The organism is Verrucomicrobiia bacterium, assembly GCA_026414565.1.
In the GTDB taxonomy this organism is placed as follows: domain Bacteria; phylum Verrucomicrobiota; class Verrucomicrobiia; order Limisphaerales; family Fontisphaeraceae; genus Fontisphaera.
In genome coordinates this window covers 148,121-160,505 of sequence record JAOAIT010000027.1, presented here as the reverse complement: position 1 = coordinate 160,505, position 12,385 = coordinate 148,121, and the positions used below count along the sequence as shown (strand labels likewise).

8 protein-coding genes are annotated in these 12,385 nt (G+C 65.0%); 3 read left to right on the top strand and 5 right to left on the bottom strand.

Annotated features, from left to right (window positions below; all coding sequences use genetic code 11):
• A partial coding sequence (gene clpX / locus N3J91_06915) for an ATP-dependent Clp protease ATP-binding subunit ClpX (GenBank protein MCX8156159.1) occupies positions 1–964 on the top strand: 964 nt, incomplete at its 5' end.
• Between the two features lie 35 nt (positions 965–999).
• On the opposite strand, the gene N3J91_06910 is transcribed toward clpX, so the two are convergent.
• On the bottom strand, positions 1,000–1,650 hold the full coding sequence (locus N3J91_06910; GenBank protein MCX8156158.1) for a hypothetical protein: 651 nt from the start codon (positions 1,648–1,650) through the stop codon (positions 1,000–1,002).
• 32 nt (positions 1,651–1,682) lie between these two features.
• The gene (locus N3J91_06905) at positions 1,683–2,636 is read right to left on the bottom strand and encodes a glycoside hydrolase family 43 protein (GenBank protein ID MCX8156157.1); all 954 of its coding nucleotides are present in this window, start codon (positions 2,634–2,636) and stop codon (positions 1,683–1,685) included.
• A 294-nt stretch (positions 2,637–2,930) separates the two neighbouring features.
• Here N3J91_06905 and N3J91_06900 point away from each other — a divergent pair, with 294 nt between their 5' ends.
• Positions 2,931–4,544, top strand: a complete 1,614-nt coding sequence (locus N3J91_06900) for a CotH kinase family protein (protein ID MCX8156156.1) — start codon at positions 2,931–2,933, stop codon at positions 4,542–4,544.
• A gap of 141 nt (positions 4,545–4,685) precedes the next feature.
• Here the strand turns inward: N3J91_06900 and N3J91_06895 are convergent, their stop codons facing one another.
• Complete coding sequence (locus N3J91_06895) at positions 4,686–5,306, bottom strand: hypothetical protein (GenBank protein MCX8156155.1); 621 nt, start codon at positions 5,304–5,306, stop codon at positions 4,686–4,688.
• A 292-nt stretch (positions 5,307–5,598) separates the two neighbouring features.
• Between N3J91_06895 and rfaQ the strand changes: the two genes are divergently transcribed.
• On the top strand, positions 5,599–6,675 hold the full coding sequence (gene rfaQ / locus N3J91_06890; protein ID MCX8156154.1) for a putative lipopolysaccharide heptosyltransferase III: 1,077 nt from the start codon (positions 5,599–5,601) through the stop codon (positions 6,673–6,675).
• Here rfaQ and N3J91_06885 read toward each other — a convergent pair.
• Both N3J91_06885 and N3J91_06880 read right to left on the bottom strand, forming a co-directional pair.
• Complete coding sequence (locus N3J91_06885) at positions 6,657–8,435, bottom strand: hypothetical protein (protein MCX8156153.1); 1,779 nt, start codon at positions 8,433–8,435, stop codon at positions 6,657–6,659. The two genes, rfaQ and N3J91_06885, sit on opposite strands and share 19 nt — an antisense overlap.
• Before the next feature lie 93 nt (positions 8,436–8,528).
• Positions 8,529–12,272 (bottom strand): PAS domain S-box protein, encoded by a 3,744-nt coding sequence (locus N3J91_06880; protein ID MCX8156152.1) that lies wholly within the window; start codon positions 12,270–12,272, stop codon positions 8,529–8,531.
• Positions 12,273–12,385: the final 113 nt, after the last annotated feature.

The window sequence follows — 12,385 nt, the reverse complement described above, 5'->3', positions numbered from 1 at the left end:
CCTCTCCGGCAGCGACGTGGAGCTCCAGAAGTCGAATATCCTCCTGATCGGGCCGACGGGGTCCGGCAAGACCCTCCTGGCCCAGACCCTGGCGCGGATTCTCGATGTCCCGTTCACCATCGCCGATGCCACCTGCCTCACCGAGGCCGGCTACGTGGGCGAGGATGTCGAAAACATCGTCCTGCGCCTCCTGCAAAACGCCGAAATGGACGTTAAACGCGCCCAGCGCGGCATCATTTACATTGATGAGATTGATAAAATTGCCCGCAAAACCGAGAACGTCTCCATCACCCGCGACGTCTCCGGCGAAGGCGTGCAGCAGGCGCTCCTGAAAATCCTCGAAGGCACCATTTGCAACGTCCCGCCCCAGGGCGGCCGCAAGCACCCCCAACAGGAATACATCCGGGTGGACACCACCAACATCCTCTTCATCTGCGGCGGCGCCTTTGTGGGCCTGGAAAAAATCATCCAGCGCCGCCTCGGCCATCGGGTCATGGGCTTCGGCGCCCCCTCCGGCCAGGGCGACGCCGCCCCGCCCGGCTCCGAGCGCGATGCCATCCTCAAACAGGTGGAGCCGGAGGATTTGATCACCTTTGGGTTCATCCCCGAATTCACCGGCCGCCTCCCCATGGTCACGGTGTTGGAGGAGCTGACCGAGGATCAACTGGTTGCCATCCTCACCACCACCCGCAACGCCCTGATCAAGCAGTACACCAAGCTCCTCGCCATGGAAAATGTGGAGCTGGAGTTCACCCCCGACGCCCTCCGCGAGCTGGCCGCCCAGGCCATCAAAAAAGGCACCGGCGCCCGCGCCCTTCGCAGCCTCCTCGAGCGGCTGATGCTCGATGTCATGTTCGAGGTCCCCGGCAACCGCGAAATTGCCTCCGTTAAAATCAACCGCGCCGTCGTGCGGGGCGAATGTCCGCCCCTCATCCAGTCCCGCGCCAGCAAGGCCGCCGCGTAATTCCGGCCCGCCATCTCCCCCGGCGCCGCGGGGCCTCACAGCCACCGCCCCAGGCTGAGCCACACCTCCCCCGTGCTCCGCAGCCACCATCCCAGCGCGCGCAACACGCTCTGGCCCGCCAACAGCGGCAGCGCCATCAGCAGCACCAGCGCATTCCCCAGAAAAATCACCACCGCACTGAAGAAATAACCTTGCGAGGTGATGTCCGTCTGCCGCGTGTGCAGCACGTGGCCCGTCAAGGTGACATGAAAGGCGTATGCCGCGCCCAGCAGCAGGTGAAACCACGCCCGCGCCCCGCTCCAGTCCCACACCAGATGGCCGGCCGTGTACACCAGCGCCACCAGCGCGGCGTACAGAGGAAAGAAATACGGCGCCAGCACAATGAGAAAATTGTGTTTGGTCACCAGCACATGGCCCCCCTGCGCGCTGGCCTTGAACCGCTTCACCCGCCCGCCAAACAGCCACGTCCACAACGCATGCGTCAGCTCATGGCCAAACACATACAACCACATCGGCCGCGGCAGCAGCAGATAGATCACCACCCAGCAGGCCGCCCCCGCCAGCATCGGCACCCAGACCGTGTCCGCCCCGCCCGCCGCCCGCGCCACCCGCCACAACGCTGCCGCCGCCCCCCAACAAAAGGGCAGCAACAGCCACGCCAGCATGAATTTGGCCCACTTGGGCATGACCCGGTATCATCAGCCCCATCGCCCGGCCCTCACGGCTCCGCCTGCAGCCGCTCCAGCACCGCCCGCGGCACCCGCAACACCGTCCCGTGCCGGTGATCTTTGGGAAAACGCACCTTGTCCGATTCATCCGTCCACGTCCGCAAATCGGTGGATGTCACCAGCCCATAGCGGTGCTCGGTGTAACGATCAAAATACACAAACCATTTGCCCTGGATCCGCAGGATGGTGGGGCCTTCCGCCCAGTAGTTGCCCGTGATCGGCGCCGAGGCCGGCCCATACGGCCCCGTCGCCCGCTCGCTGAACGCCACCCGCAGATTCTTGGCCGGCGGATGCCGCGTCTCGTCCTTCAAAATCATCCCGTACCGCGCTCCGTCCTGAAACAACACCGCATCAATGCAGTTGAATCCCGGATCATACAACAGCCGCGTGGGCGCCAGCGTCTGAAAATCCCGCGTGGTGGTGTAATACAGCCGGTGATTGTAGCCGTCATCCCCCGCCTTCTCCGTTTGGGGAAACCGCCCCGGAATGGTGCTCGACCACACAATCAGCCACTGCTGCTGCGCCGCATCATAGAATAGCTCCGGCGCCCACACATTCCGCGTCTGCGGCTCGTGCGCCATCACATCCAACAACCGCTGCTCCGACCAGTGAATCAAATCTTTCGACGACGCATACCCCGCCCCGTGCTTGTTCCAGGCCGTTGTCCACACCAGATGAAACGTGCCGTCCGGCCCCAGCGCCAGCGAGGGATCCCGCATCAATTTGCCCCCCACCTCCGGCCGCAAAAAGGACCGGTCATTCTTGAGGGCCGTCCACGTGTAACCATCCTTGCTGTGCAGCAAGTGCAGGCCGTCCTCCCCGTTCTTGCGGAAGGAGGTGAACAACAGCTCCCCCGGCTCCTCCGCCGCCGGAATCGTCACGGCCCCCAGCAACACCGCCCCCCACACCAGGGCCAATACCCGCCACCAAATTTGCATTTTCATGGCTCACGGATTTACGCCGAAATCACCGCCCCGAAAAGCCAAATCGCCGCGCCCTCCTTCTCCTTCCCCCAAAATGTCCTCCCCTCGCCTCCGAACCACCGGTTTTGCACTTTGCACTTTGCACTTTGCACTTTGCACTTTGCACTTTGCACTTTGCATTTTGCATTTTGCATTTTGCACTTTGCACTTTGCACTTTGCACTTTGCACTTCCCAATCCCCCCTCCGCTCTTTCCCGCCAGCAGGCTGGCCTTGAACATTCCCCCTGCTGGCAACGTCCATTTAACGTGAATCCCATGCCCACATTTTCCAGCCGCCTGCGGGCGCTGGCGGGATGTCTGGTGATGGCGGCGGGCGGTTTCCTGCCCGCGGCGCCGGCGCCCTTGGTGCTTGATCCAGACGAACTCTCCCGCCCCGGCGCTGATTTGTTCACCAACGGCCCCATCCCCTTCATTCAAATTGAAGTCAGCCGCGAAGCCTACGAAAGCCTCCGGCGCAATCCCCGCCAGAACGTCACCGCCACCGTCCGCGAAGGCGGCAAAACGTATGTCAATGTGGCCCTGCACCTCAAAGGGGCGGCGGGCAGTTTCCGGCCGGTGGACAACAAACCGGGCATGATGCTGCATTTTGGCCGGCACACCCCGGATCAACGCTTCCATGGCCTCCGCAAGATCATGCTCAACAATTCCGTCCAGGACCCCAGCTACCTCAACGAAAAAATCTGCGGCTACCTCTTTCGCCTGGCCGGCGTGCCCTCCCCGCGCACCGGCCATGCCGTGGTGGAATTAAACGGCCGCAGGCTGGGCCTCTACGTGCTCAAAGAGGATTTCCATGAGGATTTTCTCAAGCGCCACTTCCGCCCCGCCACCGGCAATCTTTACGACATCAAGCCCGGCCGCGACATCAACGAGGAGCTGACCCTGGACTTCGGCGAGGGCCTGCCCGACCGGGCCGATTTGAAGGCCGCCGTGGCCGCCTGCCAGGAGCGCAACCCGGAGCTCCGCTGGCAAAAACTCCAGGCCGCACTCGATGTGGAGCGTTTCGTCTCCATGATGGCCATCGAGGCCCTGGCCTCCCACTGGGACGGCTACAGCCGCAACCGCAACAATTTCCGCATCTACGCCGCGCCGGACACCGGCCGGCTGGTGTTCATGCCCAACGACTTGGATCAGTTGTTTCGCGATCCGGGCCATTCCATCTTTGATCCGGGCGAAAACGGCCTGGTCACCAAAACCATCCTCCAAACCCCGCCCGCCCGCCAGATGTTCCTGCGCCGCTCCTGTTTCATTGCCACCAATATTTTCAATTACACCGACCTCTCCAATCGCGTGAACCAAACCGCCTTTCGCCTCAAAGAAGCCCTCAAGTCCATCAATGACACCTCCACCCTCCGCGATGTCGAAAACCGGCAGCGCGAGCTGCTGCGCGCCCTGGCTGTGCGCGCCGAAACCGCCCGCAAACAAACCCTGGAGCTGGCCCAGCGGCTGGCGCGCTTTGACCAGGACGGCGCCTGCCCCCTGCCGCAATGGATGCCCATCTACGAAGGCGGCGCGGATTTGAAAATCCAGCGCCAGCCCCACGCCCTCTACATCCGCGCCGGCCACGGCGGCGCGCCCTCTTTCCGCGCCCGTCTCATGCTCCCGGTCGGGCGTTATCGCTTCGAGGGCCGCGTGCGCACCGCCGCCGTCCAGGCCCTCAAATCCCCCCTCGGCGCCGGCGCCGGCCTCTGGGCGGTGGGCAAACCCGCGCGCGACCAGGGCATGGACGGCACCGCCGACTGGCAGGTTTTGGCTTATAATTTTGAAGTCACCCTCGACTGGGAGGAAGTCGAGCTTGTCTGCGAGCTGCGCGCCAAGGGCGGCGAAGCATGGTTTGACGTGCCCAGCCTGCGGTTGCTGAGGAAGAAATAATCACGGCACGGGGGGGAGGCTGCCGCGCCGCTCTGCGATGCCTCTGGGCCGCACCCTGCCAACCCACCCGGATGAAGCATGGCACAAAAGGAAAAGGCCCGGTTTCCCGGGCCTTTTGACCTGTTGTTGAAAGTGAAAGCCTTAGGCGGCCTTCTGGGCAGCGCGACGCCGGCGCAGGAACTCGCCCACGCCCAGCATCCCCAGCAACGCCCCGCCCATCAACCACCCCCGCGGCTCAGGGACGGCCGACATGTCAAAAACTGCAAATCCGGCACCCCCGCTATGAGAAACTGTCTTCTGAGCGCTAAGATAAAAAGTGAAAGCGCCAGTGCTTGGGGCCGTGAAGGAATATGTCTGCCATGATGTGGCTGTTGTAGTGGCACTACCGACAAGATTATCGCCCACGTCATATACTTCGATAGTGGCATTACCAGCCCTTGTACCGGGCTGGTATCCATACCAAATCTGTACGGTGTCACCCATACTCATATTGACGGTTTGAGACACAGATTGACTGCCAGTACCAGTTCCCGATGGCGCTGTAATCTGCAAAAATTTGGCATTGGGAGCCAAAGGATCGGGATACGGGTTAAATGACCCCGCCGAGGTTACCACCGTTGCGGAAGGTGCATAGGTGGTATCCCACCCGGTTAATGACCCACTTTCAAAATCCGGATTGGTGAATACATTCCGAGGCCACACTATTGCCGCTTGCACGCCGAGGGCGGCGCACAGACCAAGAGCGGTTAAAATCTTTTTCATAGGTCGTTACCCTTATGTTTGCTGGCTATTTCACTTTCAACGGCGACAACTTCGCACAAAAACTCCTGAGCGTCAACATCTTTTTTGCAAAAATTTTCGACTACCTTTCGGCCCCCAAAAACCATGAAATCTGCATAATCATGCCCATCTCCGCCGCGCGGCAGCGTCCTTCCATTATTTCATGTCTGCCCGGGTTCATTCGTGTCCCTGGATGTTCATGCGTGGTCCCCCTGCGCACCCCAGCCCCGCAAACCATTGCAATCCGGGGCCGCCTCCCCGATAATGCCCCCCGGTGAAGTTTCTGCTTATCAAACTGAATCATCTGGGCGACACGCTCCTCCTGACGCCCACGCTGCGTTTTCTGGCGCAGCGTTTCCCGGGCGCGGCCATGGATGTCCTGGTGCGTGGCGGGTGCGAGGTGATGCTGCAGGGACACCCCGCCATCCGCCACTTGCTGGCCCTCGGCCGGCCCGACCGGGAGCGGCGCCCGTGGCGCACGGTGTGGGCCGAAAACCGCCGCGCCTGGCAGGCCCTGGCCGGCCAGCGTTATGATTACGCCTTCGCGCTGTCCGTGTCCGACCGCGCCTGCCTCTGGGCCTGGCTCAGCCGGGCGCGGGTGCGCGTGGCCAACGATGCCTATGGCGAATGGGGCTGGCGGCGGCGCCTGTTTCATCAACTTTCCCCCTTCGCCTGGGCGCCGCACCATCAGGTGCTCAAAGATTTTCGCACGGTGGCCGATTGTTTCGACCCCCAGGCCCAGCCGGGGCCGCTCGAGTTTTTTCCCGGCGTGCCGCCCGCGGCCTTCGCGCAGCGTTTTCCCGGCCTGGACCAGGGCCCGCCGCTGGCCGTCATCCACGTCACCAGCCGCTGGCGTTTCAAGCAATGGCTGCCCGAGCGCTGGGCCGCCGTGGCCGATGCCCTGCAGGAGCAGCACGGCTTGCGCGTGGCCTTCACTGCCGGCCCCGGACCGGTGGAGGCCGCCGACGTGCAACAAATCCTGAGCCGCATGCAGCGCCCGGCCCTCAACCTCGCCGGGCGCACCACCATGGCCGAGCTGGCCTGCCTGCTGGGCCGCGCCCGCCTGTTTCTGGGCGTGGACACGGTGGCCATGCACCTGGCCGCCGCCATGCAAACGCCCATTGTCGCCCTGTTTGGCCCCAGCTCGGAAACCAGTTGGCGCCCCTGGCAATGCCCGCATGAGCTGGTGCTCGGAGAATGTCCCTGCAAAGTCACCCGCCAGTTTGTCTGCGACAAATCGCGCCCCTATCCCTGCATGGAGCGGATTCAGGTGCCGGCGGTGCTGGCGGCGGCGGCGCGCCTGCTGCAGACCCCCGCGGCCAAGGCCCCGCTTCAGGGCGAAGGCCGGTAAAACCAGCCCACCCGCCGCGGCGGGGTGAAACGATGCAACCACAACGGCTCCTCCGGCGGCGGTTGATACGGCAGCGCCAAAACTTCCGCGCCCGTCCACCAGACCAGCGCCGCAAAACCCAGGTTGGGGCCGTCCAGCGGCTGCCAGCGATCCGCCGCGTAATCATACATCGCATAGCGGCTCGGATCACTCACCCGCACCATCAGCAACGCCTCCGGCAGGGGCACCCATTGCGGCACCGGCCCGATCACCGAGACCGGCGCCGCCGGATTCATCGGCCGCCACTGGTCAACCGCCGGATCATAGCGCGCCGAATAACAAGCCTCCCCCGCGCCGCTCACCGAAAGGTTCACCAGGCAAAGCTCCCGCCCATTCCACAAACATTGCGTCGCCTCATGAAACAGAGGGGCGGAATCGGCAGGCAGAGCACGCCATTGGCCGCTGCCCGCCTCATAACGCAGCCCCTGCCAGCGCCCCGCCTGCGGAGCCAGCCAGTACCAATCAGCGCCGCTCCACACCGCCCGCAGGCTGCTGCTCCACGGCAGGGTGAAACCAGCGGCCTCCAGGCGTTGCCAGCCAGCCGGCTCCAAGGTGTAACGATAAAGTTGCGCCGACCCAGCCGCCTGCCCCAACGCCAGCCAGCCATTGGTCAGGGGCGCCATCTGCGCCGTGGCCCAATCCAGCGCCGGCACGCCATTGGTGGCCACAGCCACCCAATGATTGGACCGCGCATCGAACCACACGCCGCCCCACGCGGTTTCGGCGGCCGCCCAAATCAGCGGCCCTTCCGGCAGGGACAACACCCCCACCGTGGCCGGCCACGGCAGGCTCGGCAGGGACACGGGCGCATCCCACGCCCCTTGCTGCCGCCGATACCGCGCCGCCCGCCAACCCCCATCTTGGACGCCCGCCACCCACAGATCGCCCGCGCAAGTCATAAACCAAGTGCGGCCGGCTTCCAAGGCAGGTGCCGCCGGCTGGGGCAGCAGTTGCCAGCGCCCGCTGGCAGGCTCATAACGTGCCCCCTGGCCGGCCGCCCCCGGCTGGGGCCAGCGCCACAACCACAAGCTGGCGCCGTCCCATAAGTTGGTCCCCGGCGCGCTGAGAAAGGACGGCGTCAACCGCGGATCCAAATACTCCGTTTGCCAGGCCGCCTGCGCCACGGGCATGGGATAAGGCGCAAATCCCAGTTGCGCGAGGTTGCTCGCCTGCGCCAGCGAAGCCAGCACCAACGTGTTCTCCACCAGCCCGGCCGGGGCATTGGACCCGCCCAGCCGTGTCTGCAACGCCGGGGAGAAATGCTCCCAGCCGATGGACTGCGGCGGCACCCGCCCCGCCTGCAGGGCATACGGCACGGCGCCCAGCCGCAAGTCCGGCGCCAACTGCGCCCACCCATGCCGGCCATCGCTGAACCACACCCGCACCCGCACCTCCGACATTTCCTCCCACGCAGCCGGCAGCGGCGCCATGCCGGCCAGGGTGGTGTCCCCCAAACCCACGGCAAACAGGCCGTTGCTCACCCCCAACCGCAGCGGTGTGGCGGGCTGCTCCTGCGCCGCCTCCGTGCCGTCATGATGCCACCACACCCGCCCCGCCCCCATGCCGGCCACCAGCGCAAACTTGAACCAGCCCTCCCCCTGCAAAGGTTGTCCCTCCACCAGCACCCGGCCCTGGAAACACAGCCAGCCGGGCGTTTGCGCAGCAAGGGTGGCGGTAAATAGCAGGAGAGCCAGCAGGAAGACGCGGTGGATTCTAGGCATGAGGCCTCATACCACAGGACTCGAGGCCGCCGCAAATCCGATTTTTCACGCAGGCGCGCCAGACCCCGCCCCGCCGGAGAATGCCGCCGGCTTTCAGTCCCGTGGCCCCGGCTCTGCCGGCGGCTGTTGTTTGAATTGCTCCAGCACGCGCACCAGCTCGGCGTGGTGTTGCTGCAGTTGTTGCCACAACGCGGCCGCGCCGGCGCCGGCCTGTCCCTCGCGGCCCAACTTCTCCAGCTCGCTGCACAGCGCGGCCAGGCGGACCGCCCCCATGTTGCGGGCGCTGCCTTTGAGGCTGTGCGCGGCGGCCTTCAGAGCGGCGGCATCCTGGCGTTGGACGGCATCGCCAATGAGCTGCAGCCGCCGCGGCAGATCCTGCAAAAACAGGTCTATCATTTCCACCACCGGATCCGGCTGGCCGGGCTGTTGCAACTGCCGCAACCGCAGCAGGGCCTGCTGGTCCACGAGAGGCGGAGCCTCCTCCTCGCGTCCTGCCGGCGCGGGCGTTTCCGCGGCCACCGGCGGCTGGGCCGGCCGAATCTGCACCCCCGCGCGGCCGAGGGCGGCCATCAAATCCGCCAGCTCCACCGGTTTTTCCACGTAATCATCCATGCCGGCGGCCAGGCAGCGCTCGCGATCGCCCCGCAGGGCGTTGGCGGTGATGGCAATGAGATAGGGCCGCGAGCGCAACGGCGGCTGGGCCTGCGGATCCTGCAGCCGCCGTTTGATCTCCCGCGCGGCGGTGTAGCCGTCCATCTCCGGCATATTGCAATCCAACAGCACCACATCGTAGGGAATGCGCTCCAGGGCTTCGAGCGCCTCCTTGCCATTGGCCACCGCATCGGCGCGCAAACCGAGTTTGGCCAACTGCCGCAGGGCCACCTTCTGGTTGACCGGATTATCCTCCGCCACCAGCACGCGCACGGTGCGGGAGGGATCCATCGGGCGCAACACGGTTTCCGGCAGAAGCGGCCGCAGCAGGTCCTCGCGCCCGGTGGCCAGGCCGATGAGACATTCGATCAGCCGGGTCTGTTTGAGCGGTTTGAACAGGCACAACGCAATGCCCGCCCCGTGCAACACCTCCGCATCCGGCCGCTGGCCCACCTGGCTGAACAGCACCAGATGCGCATGCCCCTCCAGTTGCTCGGCCTTGATTTGCCGCGCCAGGGCCAGGCCGGAAACGTCGGGCATCTGCATGTCCAGCAGGATAAAATCAAAACCCAGCCCGGCCGCCTTGCGGGCGCGCAATTTCTCCAGCGCCTCGGCGCTGCGGGAGGCCGTCTCGACGCGCATGCCCCAGTACCCCAGCAGGTACTCCACCAGCTCGCGGGTGGCCTGATGATCATCCACCAGCAACACCGACAGGCCGGCCAGCGCCTGCACGTGCTGCAGCCGCCCCGGCATCCCGGCCTCGCCGGGCGCCTTTTCCAGCGGCACCTCAAACCAGAAGGTCGAGCCCTGCCCCGGCGTGGAATGCACCCCGATGCGCCCGCCCATGAGCTCCACCAGTTGCTTGGAGATGGCCAGGCCCAGGCCGGGGCCGCCGTAGCGCCGCGTGGTGCTGCCGTCGGCCTGCACAAAGCTCTGAAAAATGCGCCCCTGCACTTCGGGCGGAATGCCGATGCCGGTATCGCGCACTTCGCAACGCACTTTCACCTGATGCTCCGTCTCCTCCAGCTTCGCCACGTGCACCAGCACCTCCCCCCGCTCCGTGAACTTGACCGCGTTGCCCACCAGATTGAGCAGCACCTGCCGCAACCGGCCGGCATCGCCCAGCAGCCGCGGGGGCAGATCACAGTTCACCCATGACACCAGCTCGAGATTCTTCTGATGGGCGCGCTCGGCCAGCACCTCCAGCGTGGTCTCCGTCAGATCGCGCACGTTGAACGGCTCCTTCTCCAGGGCCATCCGCCCCGCCTCGATCTTGGAAAGATCCAGCAGCTCGCTGATCAGCTCCTGCAGGGCGCTGGCGCTGGAGCGGATGATTTCCACATACTCCCGCTGCTCCTCCGTAAGCTGGGTCTCCGCCAGCAGCCCGGCAATCCCCACGATCCCGTTCATCGGCGTGCGGATCTCGTGGCTCACATTGGTCAGAAACTCCGTCTTCAGCCGCGCCGATTCCACCGCCGCCCGCCGCGCGTTCTCGCTCTCCAGCTCCGCCTTCTTGCGCGCGGTGATCTCCTCCACCGTGCCCTCGTAATAAGCCACCTCCCCGTTCTCATCGTGCACCGCCCGCGCATTCTCCGAAATCCAGATCGTGCTGCCGTCCCGCCGGTACACCTCCGATTCAAACCCGGTGACCGTCCCTTTCTCCCGCATCAACCGGATGAACTCCTCCCGCCGGTGCGGGTTGACGTAAAGCTGATGCTCAATGTCCGTCAACGCCCGGATCAATTCCTCCCGCGACTCATAGCCGTACATCCGCGCCAGGGCCGGGTTGGCATCCAGATAATGCCCGTCCGGCGTGGTCTGGAAAATGCCCTCCACCGCCCGCTCGAAAATGGTGCGGTATTTTTCCTGCGCGGTGCGCAGTGCCTTCTCCGTCTCCAGCAGCCGGGTCACCTCCGTGGAAATGCCAATCAACCCCCGCAGGCTGCCGGTGGCGCTGTAGAGGGGCACCTTGTTGGTGATGACCGAGTGCGCCACCCCCTCGGCGTCCACAATCTCCTCCAGCTTGTCCAGCACCGGCTTGCCGGTGAGCAGCAGTTGTTGCTCCTCCTCATACCGCCGCTGCGCCACCTCCCGCGGCAGAAAATCAAAGTCCGTCCGCCCGATGGCCTGCTCGGGGCTGGCCAGCCCCAGCCAGCGGGCCATGCTGGCGCTGCAGCGCAATATCCGCAGCTCCACGTCCTTGAAGTAAATCAAATCCGGCGTGTTGGCCAGCAGCGCCCGCAACAAATCCCGCTCGTACGCCAGCGCCTCCTCCATCTGCTTCCGCTCGGTCACATCCCAGAAGATCCCCTGCACGCCAATCACGCGGTTGAAGGCGTCAAACACCGGCGTCTTGATCACGTGCACATACCGCTTCTGCCCGTCCTTGGTTTGATTGGCCTCAATCAAATCCAGCGGCTGGCGGCTCTCCATCACCATCTGATCATCCCGCCGGAATTTCTCCGCCATCTCCGCCGGAAAGAAATCAAAGTCCGTCCGCCCCAGAATCTCCTCCGGCTGCCGGTTGAGCATCTGGCAGAACCGCTGGTTGGCAAAGGTGAACCGCCCGGCGCTGTCCTTGCGGATGATGTGCTGCGGCAGGCTCTCCACCAGCGAATGATAAAACGCCTCCGATTCCTCCAGCGCCTGCATGGCGCGATAGTAATCCTGCGCCGTCTGCTCCAGCGCCCGTAAATTCAGCCGCAGCTCCAGATGATTCATCACCTGGTGGGCCAGAATCCGCAGCGCCTCCAACTGCTCCCACGGCAGCTCCCGCGGCACCACATCCATCACGCACAACGTCCCCAGCGCGTGCTCCTCGTGATTGATCAGCGGCGCCCCCGCGTAAAACCGGATCGCCCGCCCGTCCAGCACCGGCGCCCGCCCCCCCCGCCGCGCCTCCGCCAGGCTGTCCGTCACCATCATCACCCGCTGGCTCAAGATGGCCTCGGTGCAAAAACTGCCCTCCCGCGGCGCCTCCGTCACGTTCACCCCCACCCGCGACTTGAAATAGAGCCGCGCGGCATCCACCAGCGTGATCAGCGCGATGGGCGTGCCGGTGATCTGCGCCGCCAGCCGCGCCAGCTCGTCCAGCGCCTCCTCCGGCGGGGTGTCCAGCACTTCATACCGGCGGAGCGACTCCAGCCGTTGGGTTTCATTGGGCGGCATGGGCGTGGTCATGGTCATGCTTCTGCCTTACCGTATCGTGTTCCGCCCCGCCCGTCCAGTCCGCCCCCGCCCCCCCGGGGGGGCCGGCAGAATTTCCACTTGCGCCGGCGACCGGGATTGTTACATTCCGG